Origin of the sequence: Brachybacterium sp. EE-P12, assembly GCF_003711805.1 — a bacterium.
In the GTDB taxonomy this organism is placed as follows: domain Bacteria; phylum Actinomycetota; class Actinomycetes; order Actinomycetales; family Dermabacteraceae; genus Brachybacterium.
This window is the reverse complement of sequence record NZ_QXCP01000004.1, coordinates 723,108-747,791: the sequence shown is the minus strand read 5'-3', so window position 1 is coordinate 747,791 and position 24,684 is coordinate 723,108. Positions and strand designations below refer to the sequence as shown.

Annotated in this window: 25 protein-coding genes; 9 read left to right on the top strand and 16 right to left on the bottom strand. The window is 72.8% G+C overall.

Features of this window, described 5'->3' with window-relative positions; translation table 11 throughout:
• Positions 1–33: 33 nt before the first annotated feature.
• Genes D1648_RS06510 through D1648_RS06495 form a run of 4 tightly spaced genes read left to right on the top strand, consistent with a single transcriptional unit; the run spans position 34 to position 4,731 of the window.
• Positions 34–1,578 carry an aminopeptidase P family protein gene (locus D1648_RS06510; protein WP_122939963.1) on the top strand — a complete coding sequence of 515 codons (1,545 nt, stop codon included), beginning with the start codon at positions 34–36 and terminating at the stop codon, positions 1,576–1,578.
• On the top strand, positions 1,575–2,951 hold the full coding sequence (locus D1648_RS06505) for a magnesium transporter MgtE N-terminal domain-containing protein (RefSeq protein WP_206424779.1): 1,377 nt from the start codon (positions 1,575–1,577) through the stop codon (positions 2,949–2,951). The genes D1648_RS06510 and D1648_RS06505 overlap by 4 nt, the downstream gene beginning before the upstream one ends.
• Before the next feature lie 2 nt (positions 2,952–2,953).
• Positions 2,954–3,553, top strand: coding sequence for a DUF1003 domain-containing protein (locus D1648_RS06500; RefSeq protein WP_122939962.1), 600 nt, complete (start codon positions 2,954–2,956; stop codon positions 3,551–3,553).
• Positions 3,550–4,731 carry a P-loop NTPase gene (locus D1648_RS06495; protein WP_122939961.1) on the top strand — a complete coding sequence of 394 codons (1,182 nt, stop codon included), beginning with the start codon at positions 3,550–3,552 and terminating at the stop codon, positions 4,729–4,731. The genes D1648_RS06500 and D1648_RS06495 overlap by 4 nt, the downstream gene beginning before the upstream one ends.
• 41 nt (positions 4,732–4,772) lie before the next feature.
• On the opposite strand, the gene D1648_RS06490 is transcribed toward D1648_RS06495, so the two are convergent.
• A complete protein-coding gene (locus D1648_RS06490; protein WP_122939960.1) occupies positions 4,773–5,189 on the bottom strand; it encodes a twin-arginine translocase TatA/TatE family subunit in 417 nt (138 codons plus the stop codon).
• A gap of 142 nt (positions 5,190–5,331) precedes the next feature.
• Between D1648_RS06490 and D1648_RS06485 the strand changes: the two genes are divergently transcribed.
• On the top strand, positions 5,332–5,994 hold the full coding sequence (locus D1648_RS06485) for an O-methyltransferase (RefSeq protein ID WP_122939959.1): 663 nt from the start codon (positions 5,332–5,334) through the stop codon (positions 5,992–5,994).
• An 81-nt stretch (positions 5,995–6,075) separates the two neighbouring features.
• Here D1648_RS06485 and D1648_RS06480 read toward each other — a convergent pair whose 3' ends face one another.
• The 5 genes from D1648_RS06480 to D1648_RS06460 all read right to left on the bottom strand — a co-directional run bounded on the left by D1648_RS06480 (position 6,076) and on the right by D1648_RS06460 (position 10,275).
• Positions 6,076–6,243, bottom strand: a complete 168-nt coding sequence (locus tag D1648_RS06480; RefSeq protein ID WP_122939958.1) for a DUF3117 domain-containing protein — start codon at positions 6,241–6,243, stop codon at positions 6,076–6,078.
• A gap of 78 nt (positions 6,244–6,321) precedes the next feature.
• Positions 6,322–6,483 (bottom strand): hypothetical protein, encoded by a 162-nt coding sequence (locus tag D1648_RS06475; protein WP_122939957.1) that lies wholly within the window; start codon positions 6,481–6,483, stop codon positions 6,322–6,324.
• Positions 6,480–7,283, bottom strand: coding sequence for a TIGR00730 family Rossman fold protein (locus D1648_RS06470; RefSeq protein WP_122939956.1), 804 nt, complete (start codon positions 7,281–7,283; stop codon positions 6,480–6,482). The genes D1648_RS06475 and D1648_RS06470 overlap by 4 nt, the downstream gene beginning before the upstream one ends.
• 74 nt (positions 7,284–7,357) lie before the next feature.
• Positions 7,358–8,464: a succinyl-diaminopimelate desuccinylase gene (gene dapE, locus D1648_RS06465; RefSeq protein WP_164518600.1), complete on the bottom strand. Its 1,107-nt coding sequence runs from the start codon at positions 8,462–8,464 to the stop codon at positions 7,358–7,360.
• 50 nt (positions 8,465–8,514) lie between these two features.
• Entirely contained in the window at positions 8,515–10,275 is a 1,761-nt protein-coding gene (locus D1648_RS06460; protein ID WP_122939954.1) for an FAD/NAD(P)-binding protein, read from the bottom strand.
• A 111-nt stretch (positions 10,276–10,386) separates the two neighbouring features.
• On the opposite strand from D1648_RS06460, the gene D1648_RS06455 reads away from it, so the two are divergent.
• Complete coding sequence (locus tag D1648_RS06455; protein ID WP_122939953.1) at positions 10,387–11,283, top strand: hypothetical protein; 897 nt, start codon at positions 10,387–10,389, stop codon at positions 11,281–11,283.
• Between the two features lie 63 nt (positions 11,284–11,346).
• Here the strand turns inward: D1648_RS06455 and D1648_RS06450 are convergent, their stop codons facing one another.
• Positions 11,347–12,633, bottom strand: coding sequence for an MFS transporter (locus tag D1648_RS06450; protein WP_122939952.1), 1,287 nt, complete (start codon positions 12,631–12,633; stop codon positions 11,347–11,349).
• 105 nt (positions 12,634–12,738) lie between these two features.
• Here D1648_RS06450 and dapD point away from each other — a divergent pair, with 105 nt between their 5' ends.
• Together dapD and D1648_RS06440 are read left to right on the top strand one after the other, a co-directional pair.
• A complete protein-coding gene (dapD, locus tag D1648_RS06445; protein WP_122939951.1) occupies positions 12,739–13,719 on the top strand; it encodes a 2,3,4,5-tetrahydropyridine-2,6-dicarboxylate N-succinyltransferase in 981 nt (326 codons plus the stop codon).
• Between the two features lie 19 nt (positions 13,720–13,738).
• A complete protein-coding gene (locus D1648_RS06440) occupies positions 13,739–14,686 on the top strand; it encodes a hypothetical protein (RefSeq protein WP_122939950.1) in 948 nt (315 codons plus the stop codon).
• Between the two features lie 43 nt (positions 14,687–14,729).
• Here D1648_RS06440 and pflA read toward each other — a convergent pair whose 3' ends face one another.
• The 6 genes from pflA to fdxA form a co-directional block, all read right to left on the bottom strand.
• Positions 14,730–15,581 (bottom strand): pyruvate formate-lyase-activating protein, encoded by an 852-nt coding sequence (gene pflA, locus D1648_RS06435; RefSeq protein ID WP_122939949.1) that lies wholly within the window; start codon positions 15,579–15,581, stop codon positions 14,730–14,732.
• A 34-nt stretch (positions 15,582–15,615) separates the two neighbouring features.
• Positions 15,616–15,867, bottom strand: a complete 252-nt coding sequence (gene grcA2, locus D1648_RS06430; RefSeq protein ID WP_122939948.1) for an autonomous glycyl radical cofactor GrcA2 — start codon at positions 15,865–15,867, stop codon at positions 15,616–15,618.
• 78 nt (positions 15,868–15,945) lie between these two features.
• The gene (locus D1648_RS06425; protein WP_122939947.1) at positions 15,946–18,060 is read right to left on the bottom strand and encodes a pyruvate formate lyase family protein; all 2,115 of its coding nucleotides are present in this window, start codon (positions 18,058–18,060) and stop codon (positions 15,946–15,948) included.
• A gap of 207 nt (positions 18,061–18,267) precedes the next feature.
• Positions 18,268–19,620 carry a citrate synthase gene (locus D1648_RS06420; protein ID WP_122939946.1) on the bottom strand — a complete coding sequence of 451 codons (1,353 nt, stop codon included), beginning with the start codon at positions 19,618–19,620 and terminating at the stop codon, positions 18,268–18,270.
• Positions 19,621–19,668: 48 nt separating this feature from the next.
• Positions 19,669–20,844 carry a succinyldiaminopimelate transaminase gene (gene dapC / locus D1648_RS06415; RefSeq protein WP_164518599.1) on the bottom strand — a complete coding sequence of 392 codons (1,176 nt, stop codon included), beginning with the start codon at positions 20,842–20,844 and terminating at the stop codon, positions 19,669–19,671.
• Positions 20,845–20,846: 2 nt separating this feature from the next.
• Positions 20,847–21,176 carry a ferredoxin gene (gene fdxA / locus D1648_RS06410; protein WP_122939945.1) on the bottom strand — a complete coding sequence of 110 codons (330 nt, stop codon included), beginning with the start codon at positions 21,174–21,176 and terminating at the stop codon, positions 20,847–20,849.
• A 159-nt stretch (positions 21,177–21,335) separates the two neighbouring features.
• On the opposite strand from fdxA, the gene D1648_RS06405 reads away from it, so the two are divergent.
• On the top strand, positions 21,336–21,608 hold the full coding sequence (locus D1648_RS06405; RefSeq protein WP_122939944.1) for an acetyltransferase: 273 nt from the start codon (positions 21,336–21,338) through the stop codon (positions 21,606–21,608).
• Here the strand turns inward: D1648_RS06405 and D1648_RS06400 are convergent.
• From D1648_RS06400 to typA, 3 genes are read right to left on the bottom strand one after another with little or no spacing between them, the layout of a single operon-like run.
• Positions 21,547–22,128 carry a CDP-alcohol phosphatidyltransferase family protein gene (locus D1648_RS06400; RefSeq protein ID WP_122939943.1) on the bottom strand — a complete coding sequence of 194 codons (582 nt, stop codon included), beginning with the start codon at positions 22,126–22,128 and terminating at the stop codon, positions 21,547–21,549. The two genes, D1648_RS06405 and D1648_RS06400, sit on opposite strands and share 62 nt — an antisense overlap.
• 4 nt (positions 22,129–22,132) lie before the next feature.
• Positions 22,133–22,573, bottom strand: a complete 441-nt coding sequence (locus D1648_RS06395) for a hypothetical protein (protein WP_122939942.1) — start codon at positions 22,571–22,573, stop codon at positions 22,133–22,135.
• Between the two features lie 4 nt (positions 22,574–22,577).
• Positions 22,578–24,500 carry a translational GTPase TypA gene (gene typA / locus D1648_RS06390; protein WP_122939941.1) on the bottom strand — a complete coding sequence of 641 codons (1,923 nt, stop codon included), beginning with the start codon at positions 24,498–24,500 and terminating at the stop codon, positions 22,578–22,580.
• Between the last annotated feature and the right edge of the window lie 184 nt (positions 24,501–24,684).

Genomic DNA, 24,684 nt, shown 5'->3' with positions numbered 1-24,684 from the left:
CCAGGGTAGACCGGAGCGTGAGAACATCGTGGGGTGAGCACCGAGAACACCGACACCAGCACCGACGGCACCGCGCGCGGCGAGCGGCTGGAGGACCTCGCCTCCCGGGGTGACTCCCGCTCGCAGCGTCCCAGCAGCGAGGCCTTCCGCGAGTTCATCTCCTCCGGCTGGGACGAGACGGTGCCGGACGCCGAGCGCCGCGAGTCCGCGGACTACACCCCCGCGCGCCGCGACGCGCTCGTGCGCCGCCTGCCCGGGACCCGGCTGGTCCTGCCGGCCGGGGTGCTGAAGGTGCGCTCGAACGACACCGACTACCCCTTCCGTCCCGATTCCGCCTTCGCGTACTACTCGGGCCTGGGCACCGACGAGGAGCCCGACAGCGTGCTCGTCGTCGAGCCCTCCCCGGAGGATCCGACCACGTCGGTGGCGACCTACTTCTTCCGGCCCCGCGCCGGCTTCGACACCTCGGAGTTCTACGCGGACTCCCGCTACGGCGAGATGTGGGTGGGGCGCCGCCCCACCATCGCCGAGGCCGCCCAGCGGATCGGCGTGGAGGTGCGCCACATCGACGAGCTGCGCGACCACCTCGCCAAGGACGTCGGCGCCCGGCTGTCCCTGACCGTGATCCCCCAGGTCGACGCCTCCGTCGAGGCGATGGTCCAGGAGATCCGCGAGCAGAACGGGCTGCCCGGCGGGGAGGAGGCCGCGGCCGAGAGCGCCGCGCTCAAGGAGGCCGCGAGCGAGGCCCGGCTGGTCAAGGACGACTACGAGGTGCGCCAGATGCGCCTCGCGGTCGAGGCGACCCTGCGCGGCTTCGAGGACGTCATCCGCAACCTCCCCGCGGCCGTCGGCCACCCGCGCGGAGAGCGCGTCATCGAGGGCGTCTTCGCGGCGACCGCGCGCGCCGACGGCAACGGGGTCGGCTACGACACCATCGCCGCGGCCGGCGACCACGCCTGCACCCTGCACTGGACCCGCAACGACGGCGCCGTGCGGGCCGACGAGCTGGTGCTCGTCGACGCAGGCGTCGAGATCGACTCCCTCTACACCGCGGACGTCACCCGCACCCTGCCGGTCTCGGGCGTCTTCTCCCCCGTCCAGCGGAAGGTGTACGAGGCGGTGCTCGAGGCCGCTGATGCGGCGTTCGCCGTCGCCCGTCCGGGGCTGCTGTTCCGCGACCTGCACACCGCCGCGATGGAGGTGCTCGCCGCGCGCCTGGAGGAGTGGGGGCTGCTGCCCGGCACCGCCGCGGAGTCCCTCGCCCCCGAGGGACAGTGGCACCGGCGCTGGATGCCGCACGGCACCAGCCACCACCTCGGCCTGGACGTGCACGACTGCGCCCAGGCGCGCCGCGAGATGTACCTCGACGCGGAGCTCGTGCCCGGCATGGTGTTCACGATCGAGCCGGGCCTGTACTTCAAGGAGAACGACCTGCTGGTCCCCGAGGAGCTGCGCGGGATCGGGGTGCGCATCGAGGACGACGTCCTGGTGACCGCCGACGGGGTCGAGAACCTCTCCGCCGCCGCGCCGCGACGACCGGAGGACGTCGAGGCCTGGATCGCCGGGCTGCGGGCGTGAGCACTCCCGGGCAGCCCCGCTTCTACGCCGCGAGGCTCGTCGGCACCTCCGTCTTCGATCCGATCGGGGACGCGGTGGCGACGGTGCGCGACGTGGTCGTGGTGCCGCAGACCCGCACGAGCGCCCGCGCCGTCGGCTTCGTGGTCGAGGTCGCGGCGAAGCGGCGCGTGTTCCTGCCGATCACGCGCGTCACCTCGATCTCGCCCGGTCAGGTGATCTCCACCGGCGTGCTGAACGTGCGCCGCTTCGAGAAGCGCACCGGGGAGCTGCTCGTGCTCGGCGATCTGCTGGACCGCGCCGTCACCTTCGTCGACGGCTCGGGAGAGGCGACCGTGCTGGACATCGCGCTGGACCAGAACCGGCACCGCGACTGGATGGTCTCGCGCCTGCACGTGCGGCGCCGGCGGCCCGGCGGCTCGCTGGGACGGCTCGTCTCGCGCGGGCAGACCCTCACCGTCGAGCTGTCCGAGGTGACGGGGCTCTACGGCACCCAGGCCGAGCAGTCCGCGCACCTGCTCGCCGCCTCGTACCAGGACCTGAACCCGGCTGACCTCGCCGAGATCATCCAGGAGCTGGAGACCAAGCGGCGCATCGAGCTGGCCGGGGAGCTGGCCGACGAGCGCCTCGCCGACGTGCTCGAGGAGCTGCCCGAGGACATCCGGGTCGAGGTCGTCACCGGGCTGGACGCCCGGCGCGCCGCCGACGTGCTGGACGCGATGGATCCCGACGACGCCGCGGACCTCGTCCAGGAGCTGCCCGAGACCGTGGCCGCCGAGCTGCTGGACCTCATGGAGCCGGAGGAGGCCGAGGACGTCCGACGCCTCATGGCCTACGACGAGTACACCGCCGGCGGCATGATGACCACCGAGCCGCTGATCGTCGCCCCCGAGACGCCCGTCGCGCACTGCCTGGCGATGATCAGCCGGGAGGCGATCCACGCGGCGCTCGCCTCGACCGTGCACGTGTGCCGCTCCCCGCTGGAGACGCCGACCGGGCGCCTGCTGGGCATCGTCCACTTCCAGCAGCTGCTGCGCGAGCGGCCGGACCGGCCCGTCGGCGAGATCATCGACCCCGACCGGGTGGAGGTCTCCCCCACGGTGCCGCTGTCGACGGTGACCCGCGAGATGGCCACCTACAACCTCGTCTCGATCCCCGTGGTCGACGACGAGGGGCGGCTGCTGGGCGCGGTCACGGTCGACGACGTGCTCGACCACGTGCTGCCCGACGACTGGCGCGAGCAGGACGAGCCCGCCCCGACGACGGGGCAGATCGACCTCTCCGAGATCGCACGCGCCACCGCCCGTGACGCCGAGGACGGGACCGGTGCCGTGCCGGCCGACGAGCAGGCCGACGGGACGAGGCAGGAGGGCTGAGGATGGCCGAGCAGAACCTCGACGCCCTCGACGCGCCCGCACCCCGCCGTCGCGGCCGGCTGCGCAGCCCCTTCCGCGGCGACGCCTTCGGGCGCGGGGCGGAGGCGTTCGCACGGATGATGGGCACCCCTGCCTTCCTGGTGGGGATGACGCTGTTCTGCGCGGTGTGGCTGACCTGGAACTCGCTCGCCCCTCAGTCCGCGCAGTTCGATCCGCGCGCCCTGAACTTCACCCTGCTCACCCTGATCCTCTCGCTGCAGGCCTCCTACGCCGCGCCCCTGCTGCTGCTCGCGCAGAACCGCCAGGACGACCGCGATCGGGTCCAGGCCGAGCAGGACCGCCAGTCCAACGAGCGCAACCACGCCACCACCGACTTCATCACCCGGGAGATCGCCTCGCTGCGCCTCGCGCTGAACGACGTCGCCACGCGCGACTTCGTGCGCGGCGAGCTGCGGGACCTGCTCGAGGAGCTCGAGGAGCCTCGCGAGCAGGCTCGCCGCGAGGCCCCCGAGGTCCAGGACCAGCATCTCCGCGCGCTCCTGCGCGAGGAGGTCGAGGCGGCGCTGGATCGCCGCGCAGGGAAGGAGCAGGACCCGCAGTGACCACCACCCCCGATCCGTCCACCCCCGAGCGGTCCGGCGCGGAGCAGCCCGGCGCCGACGAGCGCGTGGACCGCATCCACGAGGCCCTGACCGGGGTGATCGACCCCGAGATCCACCGTCCCATCACCGAGCTCGGCATGGTCGGCTCCGTGGCCGTGGACGAGGACGGCACCGCCCGCGTGCACGTGCTCGTCACGATCGAGGGCTGCCCCATGCGGGACCGGATCGAGCGCGACACCGCCGAGGCGACCGCGACCGTGCCGGGGCTGTCCCGCGTCGAGGTGACCACCTCCGCGATGACCGAGGAGCAGCGCCGCGAGCTCACCGCGCGGCTGCGCCAGGGCCGTCGCCAGATCCCCTTCAACCAGCCCGGCTCCCTCACCCGCGTCTTCGCGATCTCCTCCGGCAAGGGCGGGGTGGGCAAGTCGACCGTGACCGCGAACCTCGCCGCCGCGATGGCGGCCGACGGGCTGCGCGTGGGCGTGATCGACGCGGACATCCACGGCTTCTCGATGCCGGGGATGTTCGGGATCACCGAGAAGCCGACGAAGGTCTCCGACCTGCTCATGCCGCCGGTCGGGCACGGCGTGGCCGTGATGAGCATCGGCATGTTCGTGCCCGAGGGGCAGGCGGTCGTGTGGCGCGGCCCGAAGATGCATCGTGCGATCGAGCAGTTCGCCTCCGACGTGTTCTGGGGCGACCTCGACGTGCTGCTGCTGGACCTCCCGCCGGGCACGGGCGATGTCGCGATCTCGGTCGCGCAGCTGCTGCCGGGCGCGAAGATGGTCGTGGTGACCACGCCGCAGCAGTCCGCGGCCTCGGTCGCCGAGCGCGTCGGCTCCCTCGCCGCCTCCACCGAGCAGGAGATCGCCGGGGTGGTCGAGAACATGGCCGGGCTGACCCTGCCCGACGGCTCCGTGATGGACGTCTTCGGCTCCGGCGGCGGGGACCGGGTCGCATCGACCCTCGCCGAGGCGGTCGATGCGCCCGTCGGCGTGCTCGGGCGGGTGGGCCTCGACCCGGCGCTGCGTGAGGGCGCGGACAGCGGCGTGCCGCTGGTGGTCTCGCAGCCGGACTCCCCCACCTCGCTCGCCCTGAAGGCGGTGGCGCGCTCTCTCGTGCGGACCCCGCGCGGGCTCGGCGGGATGAAGCTGCCGCTGACCGTCGCCCGGCACTGAGCCGTCACGGGGCGGGGCACCTGGATCGGGCTCGGCTCGGCTCAGGTGGCCTCGTCGTCGAAGGGCGCGCGCTTCGGCCCCTCGTCCTTCGCCGTCCCCCCCGAGCGCTTCTTCGCGCCCTTGGCGGCGGCGCCCGCTGCGGCGCCGCCGGCGGCGACCGACATGGACTCCTTGCTGGGCAGGAGCTCGTCGATGTCGGTGTCGCCCCAGGCCTCGCGGATGATGCGGCGCGGATCGTACTGGCGGGGGTCGTACTTCTTGAGGTCCTCGATGGCGATGCCCATCTCGTCCTCGACCGTGGAGCGGGAGTCCTCGACCCAGCGCCGGGCCTGCCTGACCCACTGGATCAGCTGACGGGTGACCTCGGGCAGACGCTGCGGCCCCACGACCACGAGGAACACGATGAGCAGGACGACGACCTCCCACCCGCCGAGGCCGAAGAAACCGGTGCCGCCCATTGTCCACCCATACGTCTCGAGGTCCGCTGATCCGCGCCCATTATTGCATCGCGCACCCTGGGAGCGGCGCGGGATCTGCGCGTCCCGGCGCCGCTGACGTAGGATCGGCCCGTTCACAGGCGTGCGGCGAGAGGAAGCGGAGATGTCGTCGGGAAAGGTGGCCTCCTGGGCCCACGGCGAGGAGTTCGTCGACGAGGCGACCCTCTTCACCGACGACGGCATCCTCGCCCGCGCCCGCGAGCGCGGCAACGAGCTCGGCGCGACCCCGGTGCTGCCGGGGGCGGGTGCCCTCATGCGTGTGCTGGCCGCGGCGGTGCAGGCCCGCTCCGCGGTCGAGATCGGCACGGGCAGCGGCGTCGGCTCCCTCTACCTGCTCGCGGGGATGCATCCCGACGGGGTGCTGACCACGATCGATCCCGAGGTCGAGAACCAGCGCGCGGCGCGCGAGGCCTTCGCCGAGGCGCGGATCCGCTCCCCGCGGGTGCGCACGATCGCCGGCCAGCCGCGCGATGTCATCGGCCGGCTCACGGACCATGCCTACGACCTGGTGAGCTTCCCCGCCCATGCCCCGCACGCGGTGGATCTGCTCGAGCACGCCCGGCGCCTGCTGCGTCCGGGCGGCGTCCTGGTCATCCCCCATGCGCTCTTCCACGACCGGGTCGCGGACCCGACCGCGCGCGATGCCTCCACCAGGGCGGTGCGCGAGCTGCTGCGCGCGGTCACCGAGGCCGAGGACCTCGTGCCGGCGCTCACCGGCAGCGGCGACGGCGTGCTCGCCGCGGTGCTGCGCCCCCGCCGCGCCTGACGCCTCGCCGCCCGTCCCTCCCGGACGGCGTCGGCCCCGCATCCGTCGACGGGATGCGGGGCCTGACCGGCGGCGTGCTGCTCAGTCGATGACGCCCTGCAGGGCGTCTCGCAGCTCCACGGCTTCCGATGCGGCGATCTCGACGACCAGACGGCCGCCCCCCTCGAGCGGGACGCGCATGATGATGCTGCGGCCCTCCTCCACGACCTCGAGCGGACCATCACCGGTGCGCGGCTTCATAGCAGCCATGGCGTGCCTCCTAGATGTGTCGCTGCCGGTGAGTGGCTCCCCCGGACGGGGCCTCTGGCAGCGCGCGTACGGTGGCCATTATCTCAGGTCTTCGGGAGTGCTCGCACGTCGCGTCCGACGGGGCCGTGCGGGCAGGCCGATCCCGCCGCCCCAGCGGCCGGTGGCGACACCGATCATGAGCACCCCGACCAGCAGCGCGACCAGCAGCAGGAGCAGCACGATCGGGCTGACGGCGGTCACGAGGCGTCCACGACCTCGTCCTCCACGGCGGCACGGTCCTCCCCTGCCGCCGGCCCCTCCTGGTCGCCGCGGATCGCCTCGCCGAGCGCGGACAGCGCCTCGTCGGCGGTGTCCACCACGCGCACGAGGTCCAGGTCTGCCAGGCTGATCATCCCGCGGTCCACGACCGCCGAGCCCACCCAGTCCAGCAGGCCCTGCCAGTAGTCGCGACCCACCAGGATCACGGGGAACAGGTCGATCTTGTGGGTCTGCATGAGGCACAGCGCCTCGAACAGCTCGTCGAAGGTGCCGAAGCCGCCCGGCATCACCACGAAGCCGCTGGAGTACTTCACGAACATCGTCTTGCGGGCGAAGAAGTAGCGGAAGTCGACGCCGAGGTCGACATACTTGTTCATGCCCTGCTCGTGGGGCAGCTCGATGCCGAGGCCGACGGAGACGCCGCCCGCCTCCTGCGCGCCTCGGTTGCCGGCCTCCATGATGCCGGGGCCGCCGCCGGTGATCACCGCGTAGCCGCGCTCGGCGATGCCCGCCCCGATCCGGCGGGCGCATTCGTAGTCGGGATGGTCCTCCCCGAGCCGTGCGGAGCCGAAGATCGAGATGGCCGGGCCGAGCTCTGCCAGCGCCCCGAACCCCTCGACGAACTCCGACTGGATGCGCAGCACCCGCCAGGGATCGGTGTGCACCCACTCCCCCGTCGCGGACTCCTCGAGGAGTCGCTGGTCGGTGGTGCGGTCGGGCCGCTGGTCGCCGCGCAGCGTGACCGGGCCCCTGCGGTGATGCTCTCGTTCCTCCGGTGTCATGCCGCGATCGTAGTGGTCCGCGCCCCCGCGGTGCGCGGCGGCGCAGGAGCCGGGGCGGGGCGCGCGGTCGTGGATCAGGCCGGCAGCAGGTAGCGGCGCAGCCCCTCGAGCGCGATCTCGAGGTCCCGCACGGGCACGTGCTCGTCGTCGGTGTGGGCGAGCAGCGGGTCGCCGGGTCCGAAGTTCACCGCCGGGGTGCCCAGCGCCGAGAAGCGGGAGACGTCGGTCCAGCCCTGCTTCGCGGCCAGCGGCACCTGCCCGCCGAGCGCGGCGAGGAACTCCCGGGCGGCGGGGGTGTCCAGGCCGGGCAGCGCGCCGGGCGCGGCGTCGGTCACCTCGATGTCGACGTCGAGGCCGGAGAGGACCTCGCGCACGTGCGCCTCGGCCTGCTCGACCGAGGTGTCAGGGGCGAAGCGGTAGTTCACCGTCGTGCTCGCCCGGTCGGGGATGACGTTGCCGGCGATCCCGCCGGAGATCGCCACGGCGTTGAGGCACTCGCGATACTCGAGCCCGTCGATCACCGCGCGCCGCGCCTCGTGGGCGGCGAGCCGCTCGAGGACGGGGGCGAGGTGGTGGATCGCGTTCTCGCCCACCCAGTCGCGGGCGGAGTGGGCGGCGGTCCCGCGGGCGGTGATCTCGAGCTTCATCGTGCCCTTGCAGCCTCCCTCGACCCCGGCGGAGGTGGGCTCGCCGAGGATCGCGAAGTCGGCCTCGAGCAGCTCGGGACGCTCGGCGGCGAGACGGGTGAGGGAGTTGTCCGCCGCGGCGACCTCCTCGTGGTCGTAGAAGATCCAGGTGAGGTCCAGCGGGGAGGCGGCCGCCTCGACGGCGAGCTTCAGCATCACCGCGACCCCGCCCTTCATGTCGCAGCTGCCGCGGCCGACGAGCTCCTCGCGCCCCTCCCGGTGCCGACGGGAGGAGGGGAGGTTCGCCGCGACGGGGACGGTGTCCAGGTGCCCGGCCAGCAGGACCCGGCGATCCCGGCCGCGAGCGGTGCGGGCGATGACGGTGTCCCCGTCGCGCAGCACCTGGAGGTGGGGGGCCCTCGCGCGCAGGGTCCGCTCGACGGCGTCGGCGAGCGCGCGCTCGTTCCCGGAGACCGATTCGATGTCGACGATCGCGGCGGTGAGGTCGACGATGTCGGCGTAGGGGTCCAGGACGGGGGCGGAGGGCGAGCTCATGGGCGCCATCGTGCCACGGCCGGCAGGGCGCTCGCTCCGCAGCGGAGCGCTCACTCCGCGGCGAGCGCTCCGCCGGCGCGGGCGAGCCGCAGCGCGACCGCCTCGGCGTGGCGCAGCAGCTGCGGGGAGGTGCCGGGCTCGGCGGTGATCGCGGAGCCCGGCTGGGCGGTGGAGACCGGCACTCCCACCAGGAGCCGGCGCTCGTAGACGGTGTCGTCGGTGCCGATCGGGGCGTAGAGGCCGTCCACGGCGATCGAGCCGGTGAGCATGCGGTGGCGAGAGCCGCGGGAGGCCCAGTGGTCCTTCTGCACCTCCCCGCGCTCCCGCCAGGCGCCGAGCAGCGCGGAGCGGTAGGCGGGCAGGTCCACCGGCGGAAGGTGCGCCTCGAGCACCCCGTCGCAGAGCGTCACGATCCCCTCGGCGCCGCGGACCGCGAAGCGTCCCGCCGCCTCGTCGATGTCCAGGTGCATGCGCGGGCCCGTGAAGCGCACCAGGCCCGCCTCCTCGAGGGCGAGGACCTGCCGGGCGCGGAGGACGGGAGGACCCGAGGCCCAGGAGGCGAAGGCGTTGCGCAGATGGCCGTCGATGTCGCGGCGCACCGACTCGGTGGTGTAGGCGCCGAGGTCGATGAGGCGGTTGACCTGCATCCGCAGCGCGATGAGCACGCGGTGGACGAGCACCCAGGCGGGATCGGGTGCGGTCGCGGCGGCGAGCGCGCGGGCGAGCACCTCTCGGGTGCGGCGGTGCGCGTCGGCGCTCTCCCCTCCGCGACGTCCGAAGGGGAACAGCAGGCGGATCAGCGCCTCGTCGCGCGCGAGCTCCTCGTGGCCGGCCTCGGCGAGGGCGCGGCGCAGCTCTGCGAGCATCAGCGGCATCACCTCCCGCTCATGGTCGACGCCGGCCGAGCGCACCGCCAGGTCCAGCACGCGCTCGCTGGTGAGGACCTGCAGGGGGTAAGGGGTCAGCTGATCCTGGGGGAGGTCGGGCTTGGGGCGGTAGACCATCCCGGAGCGGGAGCCGACCACCAGCAGCGGCTCCCCGCCGCCGGGCAGGTAGCGCAGCCCCGAGGGCGCGGACGGATCGGGCTCGAAGCGTCCGCCGGCGACGGCGGTGAGCATCCCGATCGCGTCGTAGAAGTTCAGGCCCATCCCCTGCACGGCGACCGCGTCCAGGCCGAGGAGCGCGGCGTAGTCCACCTCGAGCGGGTTCGCGGGGCCGATGTGGACCAGGCCGTGCCGCTCGGCGGCGTCGGCCAGCTGCTGGGAGCGGGGGCCGAGCGCCGTGGGCAGGTGGCCGAGCGCGAGCGCGACCGCGTCGGCGCGCAGCACCCGTCCGTCGGACAGGCGCACCCGCTGGGGGCCGTCCGCGGGGCCGGTGACGTCGAGGGCCTCGGCCGGATGGGTGACGATCCGCAGCCGGGCCGGGTCCGCGTCGGCGATGGCCTGCTCGAGCACGTGCGCGAGATAGCGGCCGTGCGCGGCGCGGGAGGCGAAGTCCGAGGGGCCGAGCCCCTCATCGGCCAGATGGTCGGCGAGGGTCCTGCGGTGCGGCACGGGCAGCAGCGGATGGCAGGTCTCGTCCGGATACATGGTGGTCTGGCAGGTGGTGGTGTTCATCAGCAGCACCTCGGGCTGGTCCCGGCGCCACACCGCACCGCCCTGACCCACCTGCGGATCCACGAGGTGCACGGTCAGCGCTCCCTGCCATTCCTCGGCGGAGGAGGCCGCGACCAGCCGCTCCACGATCGCTGTGCCCCGCGGCCCCGCTCCGATGACGACGACGGTGCGGACGGGCTCGGCGGTGTGGGTCATCTTCCCAGTATGCGGCGCGGTGCCGGGTGATCCGTCGCAGGAGCGGGCGACGTCGGGGGCGGTTCCGCTCGGCTCCTGCGGCGCGGCCCACGGGTCTGGGACCATGTCCCCATGTCGACGACGCCACCCAGACACCTCCCGGGCCGCGGGACCGCCGGACCCACGGGCGTGGGTCTCTTCGGGCAGGCCGCACGGCTGCGCGCGGTGGTCAACGCCGATCTGCTCCCGCGCGAGCGGGCCGCTGCCGATGCGCTCGTGCTCACCGCCTGGCTGAGCAGCGCACAGCGTGAGCGCTATGCCCCGCATCTGCGTGCCGGCCTCCAGGTCGAGGAGTTCGCGGAGCGGCTGGCCGACGAGCGCCGGGTGGTGCTCGAGGAGGGCGCCGACCCGGTCGCGGACGAACGCGAGGCGGCCGCTGCGGCGGAGCGCGGGGCGCGGCAGATCCCGCTGCGGATGCTCGAGGGCGCGCTGCTGCTCGCGGCGCTCGCCTGCCTCGTGCTCACCGTGCTGCGGAGCCTCGAGGCGGCGGATCTCCCCCTCCACCTGGCGAGCGAGGCGGGCCCGCTGCTCGCCGGGATGCTGCTGGCCCTGGTGCTCGCGGCGGTCGTCGGCGCGATCGCGACCCGGCGCCGGGACCGGGCGCTGCTGGACTGGGCCGTCTCGCGACCGGGCCAGCTGGGGCGCGGCCTGCCGCTGCACCGTCCGCTGCAGTCCGAGTCCGCGGGCCCGGTGATCCTGCGCTCCCTGGGCCCTGCCCTGCTGCTCGGCGCCGGGGTGCTCGCGATCGTCGCGGGCGCCGCGGTGCTGCTGCTCTCCCTGATGCTGCGGGTCGAGATCATCGCCGCCGACCAGGCCCCCGCCCTGCTGATCGGCGGCGTCGTCGCCCTGGTCGCGGCGACCGCGGCGGTGTACCTCCTCGGCCGTCGCCGGGAGCTCGCGGCGCGGCGGGTGCGGGCGAGCGAATGGATCGGACCGGCGCCGCGGGCGGAGGAGCCGCCGGCGCTGTGAGGCGCCGGCGGTGCGAGCCGCGGGCAGCGGCGAGCGACCTCCGGGTCGGCCGTCGGCGAGCTCTCACTCCGGCACGGAGAGCCCTTCGGCGAGCGCGTGAGCCTCCCAGCGGGAGGAGACGGGCAGGCGACGCAGGTCCCGGCTGAGCACCCCCACGACCGTGCCCAGGGCGAGCACCCCCGCGAAGAGCAGCAGCGTCGGCGTGGCGCCGGCGAGGTCGAGGCCCCAGCCGGCGAGCGCCGGGGCCAGGGTCATCACCCCCAGGGACACCATCCGCATCAGGGCGCTGACCCGGCCCTGCATCGCCACCGGCGTGATGTGGGTGAAGAACCCCTGCCCGGAGGCGTTGATCGCGGGCAGGCCGATGCCGAGGAGGGCATAGCCGACGCCGATCCACACCATCGAGGGCGCGAGCGGCAGCAGCACCCCGACCAGGGCCATGAGCCCCACGGGAGCGATCGCGAGCACCCCCGTCGGCACCGTGTCCACGAGCCGCGGGGCGAGGAAGGCGCCGAGGAGGATCGAGGCGGCCAGCGCCGTGTTCAGCAGGCCGATGCGGGTGGCCGGCACGCCCTGGTCGGCGAGATCCAGCATCACGGTGAACAGCAGCCCGTTCGCGCCGAGGTTCACCGCGCAGGAGACCGAGAGCATCTGCAGGCGGATCGGCTGGGTGCGGATCCAGGCGACCGCCTCGCGCAGGTCGTCGACGAGGCGCGTCGGCGCGGATCCCTCGGTCCGGGGCAGGTATCTCCCGCGCATGCTGAGCGTGGCGAGGACGGAGCCGAGGTTGCCCAGCAGGTGCGCGAGCGGCGGGAACACCAGCGAGATCCCCAGCAGCGCCCCGCCGACGGGGCCGGAGGCCATCTCCACCGCCGCCTCCCGGCCCTGGTTCACCGAGACGGCGCGGGGCAGCTGCCGCGTGGGCACGATCTGCTTGAGCATCGCGTTGGACGCGCTGCCCAGCGCCGTCTCCCGCAGCCGGTCCAGGAAGGCGAGCACGGCCAGCAGCACCGCCCCGGCCCAGCCGCCCAGCAGCACCACCACGAGGGCCAGCTGCACCGCCGCCCCGGTCAGCCCCGCCAGCAGGCGCAGTCGGCGGCGTTCGACGCGGTCGGCGAGCAGTCCGCCGGGGATCATCCCGACCACCGCGCCGAGGCCCTGCACGAGGGCGACCAGGCCTGTCGTGCCCATCGAGCCGGTGACCATGAACGTGATCAGCGGGAAGGCGAAGGCGCCGATGCCGGCGCCGATGTCCAGCAGCAGGTCCCCGAGCAGCCATCGCAGGTACTCGCTGTTGCGGTGCAGGGGCGCCCCACCCGGGACGGGCGCCGCGCCCTCGCGGCGCCTCATCCGCGGACCGCGGGGGACTCGGCACCGGGGTCGGGCGGTGTGCTCTTCGCCGCGCTGGGCCGGACGAGCATGTCGCGACGACGACCGGATTCGTAGACTCGCTGCATGAACTCTGCGCCCCCTGTGTCCCCCACCCGCTCGGCCTGGGGCATCGCGCTCACGACCCTCGGCGCGGACGGCTCCGTCCTGGATGCATGGTACCCCTCGCCCCAGCTCGGCGAGATGCCCGGCGACGTCTCGAGCCATCCCCTGCATGCGCAGCTGAGCGCCGCGGCACGCGCCGACGAGGTGCGCGGCACCACCCAGGAGGTCGCGGTCCGCGCGATCGACCTCGACGCCGCGCCGGCCGACGCCGCGGACGCCTACCTGCGCCTGCACCTGCTCTCGCATCGCCTCGTCGCCCCCAACGCCCAGAACCTCGAGGGGCTCTTCGGGACGTTGACCAACGTGGTGTGGACCACCGAGGGGCCCTGCGCCGTGGCCGGCTTCGAGGAGACCCGCCTGCGGCTGATCGCCGCGGGTCGCACCCCGACCGTGCTCAGCATCGACAAGTTCCCGCGCATGGTCGACTACGTCCTGCCCGCCGGGGTGCGCATCGGCGACGCGGACCGGGTCCGGCTCGGCGCACACCTCGCCGAGGGCACGACCGTCATGCACGAGGGCTTCGTCAACTTCAACGCGGGCACCCTCGGCTCCTCCATGATCGAGGGCCGCATCTCCCAGGGGGTCGTCGTCGGCGACGGCTCCGACGTGGGCGGCGGGGCCTCGACCATGGGCACGCTCTCCGGCGGCGGGACGGAGCGGGTCAGCATCGGCCGGCGCTCCCTCGTGGGCGCCGAGGCCGGTGTCGGGATCGCGCTCGGCGACGACTGCGTGGTCGAGGCGGGCCTCTACGTCACCGCCGGGACGAAGGTCGAGCTCGTCGACGCGGCGGGAGCGGACCGCTCCCCCCGCATCATCGCGGCGCGCGAGCTCTCCGGGGTGCCGAACCTGCTGTTCCGGCGCCATTCGCTCAGCGGTGCCGTGCAGGCGGTGGCCCGCGAGGGCCGGACCGTCGAGCTCAACGCCGCCCTGCACAGCAACTGACGGGCCGGGACCGCGGGTGATGGCAGTGAGCTCCCGGGCGCGACGCACGTCGCGCCGCGGCGTGGGCCGATATGTCGCGGTCCCGCTCGTGATGGTGCTGCTGTTCGGCGGGATCGCCGGCGGCAGCTATGTCGCCCTGCAGCGCTACGGCTCCCCCGCCCATGAGGGCACCTGTGTCGCCTCGGGCCTGGGCACCAGCCACCGCTACACCAGCGACCGGGTCTCGAACGCGGCGCTGATCAGCGCGACCGCCGTGGACCGGGGCCTGCCGCCCCGGGCGGCGTCGATCGCGCTCGCGACCGCCTACCAGGAATCGCAGCTGCGCAACATCGACTACGGGGACCGCGATTCGCTGGGCCTGTTCCAGCAGCGGCCCTCGCAGGGCTGGGGCACCGAGGAGGAGATCATGGATCCGATCTACTCCACCAACGCCTTCTACGACGTGCTCGAGACCGTCCGAGACTACGAGAGCGCCGACATCAACGACATCGCCCAGCGGGTCCAGCGCTCCGGGCACCCCGAGGCGTATCGGGACCACGAGACCGAGGGGCGGCTGTACGCCTCGGCGCTGACCGGCCACTCCGGCGCGAACCTGCTGTGCACTCTCGGCGCCGTCGGGGCGACCACCTCCCCCGAGCAGGTGCGGGCCGAGCTCGAGCGGCAGTTCCCCCGCGCGGCCGCCTCCGAACGGTTCACCGCGTCCCTCGGCTCGGCCTCCTCCGTCGCGCCGCAGCGGCCCGAGGGCGCCGGCGCGACCGCGCTCATGGTGGATCCGGGCGGGGACGAGACGCTCGGCTGGGCGCTCGCGAACTGGGCCGTGGCCCGCGCGGCGGAGGACGGCGTGGTGCAGGTCAGCTATCGCGGACGGGTCTGGGACCGCACCGCCCACGGCGAGGACGCCGGGGCCTGGGGCAGCGTCGAGGGCGGCGACGCCGAGCGCGTGGTGGTGCTGGTCAGCGGGCGCTGAGCAGGCGTTCCCCGGGATGTTCAGTGCCGCTTCGACGCACGACTCAGTGCACGGTGAGGCCGCGAGCGCGGAACTGGGCGCGGACCCGCTCGACCGTCTCGGCCGACGGCGGCTGCGCGTCGCGGAGCCGGTACTCCATCCCGAGCGCGTCCCACTTGTCCTGCCCCATGTTGTGGAAGGGCAGCACCTCGACCCGCTCGACGACGTCCCGCCACCGCTCGACGATGTCGGCGACCAGCTCGACGTTCCGGGCCGCGTCGGTCCACTCCGGCACCACCACGAAGCGCACCCAGATCGCGGTGCCGGTGCGGGCCAGCCGATCGCCGAAGTCGATCGTGGGCTGCAGGTCCCTCCCGGTGAGCGCCCGGTAGGTCTCCTCGTCCCCGGACTTCACGTCCAGCAGCACGAGGTCGACGTCGGCCAGGAACTCCTCGCGCGCGACGGCGCCGAGATAGCCGGAGGTGTCGATCGCGGTGTGGATCCCGAGCTCCTTCGCGGCGCGCAGCACGTTGCGCGCGAAGGCGGGCTGCATGAGCACCTCCCCGCCGGAGAGGGTGATCCCGCCGCCGGTGGCCCGGAACACGCGGCGGTAGCGGCGCAGCAGACGCTCGATCTCCTCGAGCTCGACATCCTGGCCGCGCCGCATCTCCATCGTGTCGGGGTTGTGGCAGTACACACAGCGCAGCGGGCAGCCGGCGAAGAAGATGGTCAGGCGCGTGCCGGGGCCGTCGACCGCGGTGACCAGCTCCCAGGAGTGGATCGAGGCGAGCCGGCCCTCCCGCAGCGCCGTGAGGCGATCGGAGCGGTCGAGCTCCGCCGCGGCCATCCCGTCGATCCCGGCGCCGGTCCGCCGGTCCTCGGCGGGCCGGCCCAGCAGGTCGATGCTCGTGCTCATCGTGCTCCTCGCCCTCCCCCGTGCCCGCCGGGGCTCAGGCGCCCTGGTGGAAGGTGCGGTCCAGCACGTCGAGCTGCTGCTCGCGGGTGAGCTTCACGAAGTTCACCGCGTAGCCGGAGACGCGGACGGTGAGGTTCGGGTAGTCCTCCGGGTTCTCCATCGCGTCGATCAGCGTGTCCTTGTTCAGCACGTTGATGTTCGCGTGGAACAGCCCGGACTCCATGTTGCGTGCGGAGCGGCCGGCCTTCATCGAGGCCAGTCGCTGCTCGAAGGTGGGGGTGGTCATCTCGTTCTCCTCCTGGAAGTGCTCTGCGGGGTGGTCTGCGGGCGGCTCGGCGGCGCGGCCGGCGCGAAGCTCGCGCGGTCAGTCCTCGTCCCTCAGGAAGCCGGCGTCCAGGATGCCGACCAGGTTCGTGACCTGCTCGTCCTTGGTGCGGCCGAGCCCCTGCGGGGTGATGGTGTTGGTCAGCGAGATGCCGTCGAGCGCGTCGTGGTAGTCGAGCTTGCCGACCGACAGCATCGAGGCGACCATCCCGTGGGTGTCGGCGCCGTTCTCCGGGTTCGCGCCCGGGGAGAAGGGGGTGCCGGCCCGGTGCCCCGAGGGGAAGGAGCCGGTCGCCTTGCCGTAGACCACGTTCGAGGTGATCGTCAGCACCGACTGGGTGGGGATCGCCTCGCGGTACATCGGGATCGCCGCGATCTTCTGCATCACGGTGTGGACGATCGTGGCGGCGATGTCGTCGGCGCGGTCGTCGTCGTTGCCGTAGCGGGGGAAGTCGCCCTCGGTCAGGTAGTCCACGACCAGGCCCGTCTCGTCCCGCACCGGAGTGACCTTCGCGTAGCGGATCGCCGAGAGGGAGTCCGCGACGATCGACAGGCCCGCGATGCCGCAGCCCATGGTGCGCACGATCTCGCTGTCGTGCAGCGCCATCTCGATCGACTCGTAGGCGTAGCGGTCGTGGCTGTAGTGGATGATGTTCAGCGCCTCGACGTAGGTGCCCACCACCCAGTCGAGCATCTCCTCGTAGCGCTGCCAGACCTCGTCGAAGTCGAGCGGGCCGTCGCCCGTGATCGGGGTGTGCAGCCCCTCCTCGGTGACCTGCTTGCCCGTCACCTCGTCGCGGCCGCCGTTGATCGCGTACAGCAGCGCCTTGCCGGCGTTGACGCGGGCGCCGAAGAACTGCATCTGCTTGCCCACCCGCATCGGGGAGACGCAGCAGGCGATCGCGGCGTCGTCGCCCCAGCGGTCCCGGATCTGCGAGTCGGACTCGTACTGGATCGAGGAGGTCTCGATCGAGATCGCGGAGCAGAACTCCTTGTAGCCCGCGGGCAGCGACGGGTCCCAGAACACGGTGATGTTCGGCTCCGGGGCGGGGCCGAGGTTCCGCAGCGTCTGCAGCAGGCGGAAGGAGGTCTTGGTGACCAGGGGGCGGCCGTCCTCGGCGAAGCCGGCATCGGACCAGGTGGCCCAGTAGGGGTCGCCGGAGAAGATCTGGTCGTAGTCGATCGTGCGCAGGAAGCGGACGATCCGCAGCTTGATCACGAGCGCGTCGATGATCTCCTGCGCCTCCGACTCGGTGAGGGTGCCGGCGGCGAGGTCCCGCTCGATGTACACGTCGAGGAAGGCGGAGAGGCGGCCGATGGACATGGCGGCGCCGTCCTGGCTCTTGACCGAGGCGAGATAGGCCATGTAGGTCCACTGCACGGCCTCCTGCGCGGTCGCAGCGGGGCGGCGCAGGTCCAGGCCGTAGATCTCGCCCAGGGTGACCAGCTTGCCGAGCGCCCTGATCTGCTCGGCGTGCTCCTCGCGGTATCGGGCCCAGTGCTCGCTGAAGCCCTGGTCGGCCACCGCGTCCTTCGCGGCCTTCTTCTCGGCGATCAGGAAGTCCGCGCCGTACAGGGCGAGCCGGCGGTAGTCGCCGATGATCCGGCCGCGGCCGTAGGCGTCGGGCAGGCCGGTGATGATGTGGCTCGAGCGGGCGGCGCGGATGCGCGGGGTGTAGATGTCGAAGACGCCGTCGTTGTGGGTCTTGCGGTAGCGGGTGAAGATCTCCTTGATCCGCGGGTCCGGCTCCTTGCCGGCCTCCTTGATCGCGGTCTCGACCATCCGCCAGCCGCCGCTCGGCATCATGGCGCGCTTGAGCGGGACGTCGGTCTGGAGTCCCACGATCACGTCGTCGTCCTCGCTGATGTACCCGGCGCCGAAGGCGTCGATGTCGGCGGGGATGGTGGTGTCGACGTCGTAGACGCGCCGGCGCCGCTCCTCGGAGAGGTAGTCGCGCTCGAGGCGGTCCCACACCCGCAGCGTCTTCGCGGTGGGCCCGGCGAGGAAGGAAGCGTCGCCCTCGTAGGGGGTGTAGTTGCGCAGGATGAAGTCGCGCACGTCGATGGCGTCCTGCCACGGTCCGGGGGCGAAGCCGGCCCAGGCGTCGCCTCCCGTCCTCTCGGTGCCGGGGCGGTCGGTGGTGGCGGTGCTCATGGACGCTCCTCCTGGACGGGACGGGCCCGCGGCGCGGTGCCCTTGTCGGATGACCTCAGGCTAGGTGCGCCGTCGTGCCCCGGCCGGGGAAGAAGGTCCCCCTCCGGCGACCCCCCCGCCGGGGACGGCGGAGGGCCCGTGCGATCCGCGATCGCACGGGCCCTCACGGGTCCTGGGCGGGAGGCCGGCGGCCGTCCCGGGAGGGTCTCAGGCTCGCCTGTCCATCTCGGCCTTGAGCTCGGCCAGGCGCAGCTCGCTGGTGCCGGTGCGCTCGTGCATCTCGGTGTAGGGGCGCTCGGCCTCGCCGGTGTAGATCTGGCGCGGGCGGCCGATCTTCGTCTCCGGGTCGTGGACCATCTCCTGCCACTGGGCGATCCAGCCCGGCAGGCGGCCGATCGCGAACAGGACCGTGAACATCTCGGTGGGGAAGCCGATGGCCTTGTAGATGATGCCGGTGTAGAAGTCGACGTTGGGGTAGAGCTTGCGCTCGACGAAGTAGTCGTCCTTCAGCGCGATCTCCTCGAGCTTCATCGCGAGCTCGAGCCGCTCGTCCTGCACGCCGAGGCGCTCGAGGACGTCGTCGGCGATCTTCTTGACGATGCGGGCCCGGGGATCGTAGTTCTTGTACACCCGGTGGCCGAAGCCCATCAGGCGGATCCCGTCCTCCTTGTTCTTCACCTTCTCCATGAAGTCGCGCGGGTCGATGTCGCGCGCCTGGATCTCGTCGAGCATGTCCATCACGGCGGCGTTCGCCCCGCCGTGGGCGGGGCCGGAGAGCGCGCCGATGCCGGCGGAGATCGAGGTGAACAGGTTCGCCTGCGCGGAGCCGACCAGACGCACCGCGGAGGTGGAGCAGTTCTGCTCGTGATCGGCGTGGAGGATCAGCAGCTGCTCCATCGCGCGCACGATCACCGGGTCCGCGATGAACTCCTCGACGGGGAAGCCGAAGGTCAGGCGCAGGAAGTTCTCGATGAGGGAGAGGCGGTTGTCGGGATAGAGCAGCGCATGGCCCTGCGCGATGCGGTGCGCGTAGGCGGCCATGGTCGGCATCTTCGCGAGCAGGCGGACGGCGGAGATCCGCACCTGCTCCTCGTCGAAGGGGTCCAGGGAGTCCTGGTAGAAGGTCGACAGACCCGAGACCCCGGCCTGCAGCACCGCCATCGGGTGGGCGTCGCGCGGGTAGCCGTCGAAGAGGTGCTTGAAGCGCTCGTCCAGCAGGGTGCGCCGCTCGACCTGGGAGACGAAGTTGTCGAGCTGGCCCTTCGTGGGCAGCTCGCCGTTGATCAGGAGGTAGGCGACCTCGAGGTAGCTGGACCTCTCCGCGAGCTGCTCGATCGGGTAGCCGCGATAGCGCAGGATGCCCTCGTCGCCGTCGATGTAGGTGATCGAGGACTTCGCGTTCGCGGTGTTCATGAAGCCGGGGTCGTAGGTGACCTGGCCGGTCTCCTTGCGCAGCGGCCCGATCGCGATGCCGGAGTTACCCTCCACGGCAGGGACGACGGGAAGGTCGAGGGACTTCTCCCCCAGGGCGAGGCGAGCAGACGTCGTGGCGTGATCCATGGGCTCTCCGTTGTGCGTGGTCGGATCTGTCCGGCGCGGGGCCGGGTGTCAGGGGCGCTCGAGGCGCCGAGCGGCGGCGGCGATCCGTTCGTCGGTCGCGGTGAGGGCGACGCGCACGAACCGTGCACCACCCTCACCATAGAACATCCCCGGTGCGACCAGCACACCGAGGTCCGCGAGGCGGTCGACGCTCGTCATCGCGTCCTCGCCGAAGGTCGTCCAGAGGTAGAGGCCGGCTTCGGAGCCGTGGATCTCCCCGCCGGCGGCGCGCAGCGCGGGGGCCAGCAGCTCGCGGCGCGCACGGTAGATCTCGCGCTGCGCGGCGGGTCCGGCGTCGTCCCCGAGCGCCGCGGCCATTGCGGCCTGGACGGGCCCGGGCAGCATCATCCCCGCCTGCTTGCGCACTGCGACCAGCTCGCCGACGAGGGCGGGATCGCCCGCGACGAAGGCCGCGCGATAGCCGGCGAGGTTGGACTGCTTGGACAGGGAGTAGACGCACAGGAGCCCGTCGAGGGAGCCGTCGTTCACGCGCGGGTCGAGGATCGAGGGCACCTCGTCCACGGTCCAGGGCAGCAGGGCGTAGCACTCGTCGGAGGCGACGAGGATCCCGCGCTCGCGCGCCCAGGCCAGGAGCGCCGCGAGCTGGGCGACGTCGAGCACCTCGCCGGTGGGGTTCGAGGGCGAGTTCAGCCACAGCAGGCGGATCCGTGTCAGGTCCGTGCCCGCAGGCAGCGCGGCATCGCCCTCGGCGGCCAGACGCGCCATGTCCAGCGGGAGCGGGGCCGCGCCGACGAAGCGGGCCCCCATGTCGTAGGTGGGATAGGCGATGTGGGGGAAGGCGATCACGTCGCCGAGGCCGAGGCCCAGCTGGAAGGGCAGGTGGGCGACGAGCTCCTTCGAGCCGACGGTGGGCAGCACCGCGTCGACGCCCAGCTCCGCGGGAGCGCCTCGATGGCGGCGCACGAAGTCCACGAGCGCCTCGCGCATGGCGGGGGTGCCGATCGTCGTGGGATAGCCGGGGCTGTCGGCCGCCGCGGCGAGCGCCTCCTGCACGAGAGGTGGCGTGGGGTCGACGGGGGTGCCGACGGAGAGGTCCGCGATGCCGTCAGGATGCGCGGCGGCCTGTTCGCGGGCGGGTCCGAGCGCGTCCCAGGGGAAGGCGGGCAGGCGTGCGGCGAGACCCTCGCGCGCGGTCGGGCGGGCGGCGGAGTGCGTCGGCGTCATGATCAGTCCAGGGGGTTGGTCTGCGGGGGCAGGGCCTCGACGAGGGGGTGGTCCTTGTCGATCACGCCCATCTTCGCCGCTCCGCCGGGGGCTCCGAGCTCGTCGAAGAACTCGACGTTGGCCTTGTAGTAGTCCGCCCACTCGTCCGGCGTGTCGTCCTCGTAGAAGATCGCCTCGACCGGGCAGACCGGCTCGCACGCGCCGCAGTCCACGCACTCGTCCGGCTGGATGTACAGCATCCGGTTGCCCTCGTAGATGCAGTCCACGGGGCACTCGTCGACGCAGGCGCGATCCTTCACGTCGACGCACGGCAGAGCGATCACGTAGGTCATCGGGGGCGGTTTCCTTCCGTCAGGGCGTCCTCCATCATCTCACCCCGGCGCGGCCCGGGAGCCTCTGCGAGCAGTGCCGGGGCGGGAGGTGACAGGTTGCACAGCCGCCCCTCGGCGGCCGGGGCCTCCCGGCCGCGCGGACGGGGATAGCCTGCCTCGATGACGATGCACGACGGCCACCGGGTGCGCGCCGGCTGGGCGCCCTTCCTCACCGAGGGGCGCCGCGTGGTGCTGCGCTACGCGATCGACCGCGAACGCTCCCCGCACGGGGAGTCGATGACCGATGCGCTCGGCACGATCACGCGGGCCGACGAGTCGGTCCTGGAGGTGATGACCCGGCGCGGCGAGGTGCGGGTGCCGCGCGCACTGGTCATCGCCGCGAAGGAGGTCCCGCCTCCGCCGGTGCGGCGTCAGGGGCCCGCCGCGCCCTGACGATGTAGTCCAGGCCCGAGACCGTGTGCAGGCCGGCGCCGATCCACACCAGCGCCTGCGCGGCAGGCACCAGCGACGGCGTCCAGGCTGCGGCAGCGACCAGCAGGAACACCGCGGTCATCAGCACGAACGTGCGGACCTTCCCGAGCCAGGAGACGGAGATGCGGCCGCCGAGCGCCGCCCCGGTGGCGAGTGCCGTCATCGCCACGTCGACGAGGACGATCAGGGCGAGCGCCGCCCAGGGCAGCAGGTCCGCGATGGCGAGGGTCAGCACGATCGCGGCCAGGCCCAGCCGGTCCGCGATCGGGTCGATGATCGCCCCGGTGCGGCTGGCCTGGTCCAGCGCCCGCGCGAGCAGGCCGTCGATCCAGTCGGTCGAGGCCCACACCAGCAGCAGCACCACGCCCGGGGTGTCCGGACCGTCGGCCAGACGCAGGCACACCGGCAGCAGCAGCGCGAAGCGGACCAGGGTGACCAGGTTCGGGATCGTCGCCCAGTCGGGGCGGTCGGCGGCGGTCATGGCCTCAGCCTGCCAGGCGGCGCCCGCGACCCACCAGGGTCATCGCGAGCACGACGAGGAAGGGGACCCCGATCCCGATCCCCTGCACGATCCAGCCGGAGAGCTGCACCTGCCCCGCGAGCTCGGCGGGCAGCAGCACCCCGCCGCCCGCTCCCTGGCCGAGGAACGGCGCGGCGGCGAGTCCCCACAGCGCACCGAGCACCAGCACCGGGAACCGCGTCCCCGTGGCCGCCCACAGGAACAGGCTCACGACGACCTGGAACGCGGCGCCGAAGAGCAGCCCGGCCGGCAGGTCCGCGCCGAGCACGGCGAGCTCGACACGGTGGGTGGTCAGCAGCAGCGGCACCGAGACGATCGTGAGCACGACCGCCATCGCCGCCTGGCCGAGGCGAGCGCCGAGCGTGGTGGTCGGCGCCCCCGTCGGGCTCTGCTGCGTGCTGATCACCGGCTCACTTCCCGGACTTCGCCCTGGACTGGGCGCGGCGACGCTCGGTCGGGTCCAGGATCACCTTGCGGATGCGGACGATCTCAGGGGTGACCTCGACGCACTCGTCCTCGCCGGTGAACTCGAGGGACTCCTCGAGGGTGAGCCTGCGCGGCGGCACCAGGTTCTCGAAGGAGTCCGACGACGCGGCGCGCATGTTCGTCAGCTTCTTCTCCTTGGTGATGTTCACGTCCATGTCCTCGCCCCGGGAGTTCTCCCCCACGATCTGGCCGGTGTACACCTCCGAGGTCGGCTCGACGAAGAAGGAGCCGCGCTCCTGCAGGTTGATCATCGCGTAGGGCGTGACGACCCCCGGCCGGTCCGCGACCAGCGAGCCGGTGGAGCGGAACTCGATCTCGCCCATCCACGGCTCGTGGCCGTCGGCGTAGGAGGAGGCGATGCCGTTGCCGCGGGTCTCGGTCATGAAGCGGGTGCGGAAGCCGATCAGGCCGCGGGCGGGGACGACGAACTCCATGCGCACCCAGCCGGAGCCGTGGTTGGCCATGGTCTCCATGCGGCCCTTGCGGGAGGCCATGAGCTGGGTGACGGTGCCGAGGTACTCATCGGGCACGTCGATGGTCATCCGCTCGACGGGCTCGTGGACCGTCCCGTCGACGGTGCGGGTGAGCACCTTGGGCTTGCCGACGGTGAGCTCGAAGCCCTCGCGGCGCATCTGCTCGACGAGGATCGACAGGGCGAGCTCGCCGCGGCCCTGCACCTCCCACGCGTCGGGGCGCTCGGTGGGCAGCACCTTCAGGGAGACGTTGCCGACGAGCTCGGAGTCCAGGCGGTCCTTGACCTGGCGGGCGGTGAGCTTGTGGCCCTTGCCGTTCTTGCCCGCCAGCGGGGAGGTGTTGATGCCGATGGTCATCGAGATCGCGGGGTCGTCGATCGAGATCAACGGCAGGGGGCGCGGGTCGTTCACGTCGGCGAGGGTCTCGCCGATCATGATCTCTGGGATGCCGGCGACGGCGACGATGTCGCCGGGGCGGGCGGCACGGGTCATCGGCTCGCGGGCCAGGCCCTTGGTCTCCAGCAGCTCGGTGATCTTGACGTTCTTGACGGTGCCGTCCTGGGTGCACCAGGCGACCTGCTGGCCCTTGCTCAGCTCGCCGTTCTTGATGCGCAGCAGCGCGAGGCGGCCCAGGAACGGGGAGGCGTCGAGGTTGGTGACGTGGGCCTGCAGCGGCATCTCGTCGTCGTAGCTCGGCGCCGGGATCTGCTCGAGGATGGTCGCGAACAGCGCCTCGACGTCCTCCTCCTCGGGGAGGGTGCCGTCGGCGGGCTGGGTGGTCGAGGCGCGGCCGGCCTTGCCGGAGGCGTAGACGACCGGCACGTCGAGGACCGCGTCGAGGTCGATGTCGTCGATCTCCTCGGCCAGGTCGGAGGCCAGGCCCAGCAGCAGGTCGGTCGCCTCGCCGACGACCTCCTCGATGCGGGCGTCCGGGCGGTCGACCTTGTTGACCACGAGGATGACGGGCAGCTTCGCGGCGAGCGCCTTGCGCAGCACGAAGCGGGTCTGCGGGAGCGGGCCCTCGGAGGAGTCCACCAGCAGCACCACGCCGTCGACCATGGACAGCCCGCGCTCGACCTCGCCGCCGAAGTCGGCGTGGCCGGGGGTGTCGATGACGTTGATGGTGATGCCGTCGGGCTCGCCGATCGCCGCGGCCGACGGACCGGTGTACCGGATCGCCGTGTTCTTGGCGAGGATGGTGATGCCCTTCTCCCGCTCGAGCTCGCCGGAGTCCATCGCCCGCTCGTCGTGCTTGTCGCGCTCCCCGAAGGCGCCGCCCTGGGTGAGCATGGCGTCGACCAGGGTGGTCTTGCCGTGGTCCACGTGGGCGACGATGGCGACGTTTCGCAGGTCGGTGCGGTGCTGGATGGTCATACGCAGGTGCTCGATTCAGATAGCGCGACGGGGCGAGGACCGAGCAGCGCCCGGTCGCACGACGGGTGCGACCCGCTCCAGGGCCGCGCCGAGTCTACCGGTCCGGACCGACTGTCGACCGGCGGGCGGGTGAGAGCTTCGACGCGCCGAGCCCCGACGGCGTGCGCCGTCGGGGCTCGTGGGG

Excerpts from the sequence above, each read along its gene's own strand:
- D1648_RS06470 (WP_122939956.1), bottom strand. The coding sequence starts at position 7,283 with ATGACACCGGAGGAACGAGAGCATCACCGCAGGGGCCCGGTCACGCTG.
- D1648_RS06460 (WP_122939954.1), bottom strand. The coding sequence starts at position 10,275 with ATGACCCACACCGCCGAGCCCGTCCGCACCGTCGTCGTCATCGGAGCG.
- D1648_RS06420 (WP_122939946.1), bottom strand. The coding sequence starts at position 19,620 with ATGGATCACGCCACGACGTCTGCTCGCCTCGCCCTGGGGGAGAAGTCC.
- pflA (WP_122939949.1), bottom strand. The coding sequence starts at position 15,581 with ATGAGCACGAGCATCGACCTGCTGGGCCGGCCCGCCGAGGACCGGCGG.
- D1648_RS06485 (WP_122939959.1), top strand. The coding sequence starts at position 5,332 with ATGTCGTCGGGAAAGGTGGCCTCCTGGGCCCACGGCGAGGAGTTCGTC.
- D1648_RS06480 (WP_122939958.1), bottom strand. The coding sequence starts at position 6,243 with ATGGCTGCTATGAAGCCGCGCACCGGTGATGGTCCGCTCGAGGTCGTG.
- dapD (WP_122939951.1), top strand. The coding sequence starts at position 12,739 with ATGAACTCTGCGCCCCCTGTGTCCCCCACCCGCTCGGCCTGGGGCATC.
- D1648_RS06450 (WP_122939952.1), bottom strand. The coding sequence starts at position 12,633 with ATGAGGCGCCGCGAGGGCGCGGCGCCCGTCCCGGGTGGGGCGCCCCTG.
- D1648_RS06425 (WP_122939947.1), bottom strand. The coding sequence starts at position 18,060 with ATGAGCACCGCCACCACCGACCGCCCCGGCACCGAGAGGACGGGAGGC.
- dapC (WP_164518599.1), bottom strand. The coding sequence starts at position 20,844 with ATGACGCCGACGCACTCCGCCGCCCGCCCGACCGCGCGCGAGGGTCTC.
- grcA2 (WP_122939948.1), bottom strand. The coding sequence starts at position 15,867 with ATGACCACCCCCACCTTCGAGCAGCGACTGGCCTCGATGAAGGCCGGC.
- fdxA (WP_122939945.1), bottom strand. The coding sequence starts at position 21,176 with ATGACCTACGTGATCGCTCTGCCGTGCGTCGACGTGAAGGATCGCGCC.
- D1648_RS06490 (WP_122939960.1), bottom strand. The coding sequence starts at position 5,189 with ATGGGCGGCACCGGTTTCTTCGGCCTCGGCGGGTGGGAGGTCGTCGTC.
- D1648_RS06400 (WP_122939943.1), bottom strand. The coding sequence starts at position 22,128 with ATGACCGCCGCCGACCGCCCCGACTGGGCGACGATCCCGAACCTGGTC.
- D1648_RS06405 (WP_122939944.1), top strand. The coding sequence starts at position 21,336 with ATGACGATGCACGACGGCCACCGGGTGCGCGCCGGCTGGGCGCCCTTC.
- D1648_RS06455 (WP_122939953.1), top strand. The coding sequence starts at position 10,387 with ATGTCGACGACGCCACCCAGACACCTCCCGGGCCGCGGGACCGCCGGA.
- dapE (WP_164518600.1), bottom strand. The coding sequence starts at position 8,464 with ATGAGCTCGCCCTCCGCCCCCGTCCTGGACCCCTACGCCGACATCGTC.
- typA (WP_122939941.1), bottom strand. The coding sequence starts at position 24,500 with ATGACCATCCAGCACCGCACCGACCTGCGAAACGTCGCCATCGTCGCC.
- D1648_RS06500 (WP_122939962.1), top strand. The coding sequence starts at position 2,954 with ATGGCCGAGCAGAACCTCGACGCCCTCGACGCGCCCGCACCCCGCCGT.
- D1648_RS06440 (WP_122939950.1), top strand. The coding sequence starts at position 13,739 with ATGGCAGTGAGCTCCCGGGCGCGACGCACGTCGCGCCGCGGCGTGGGC.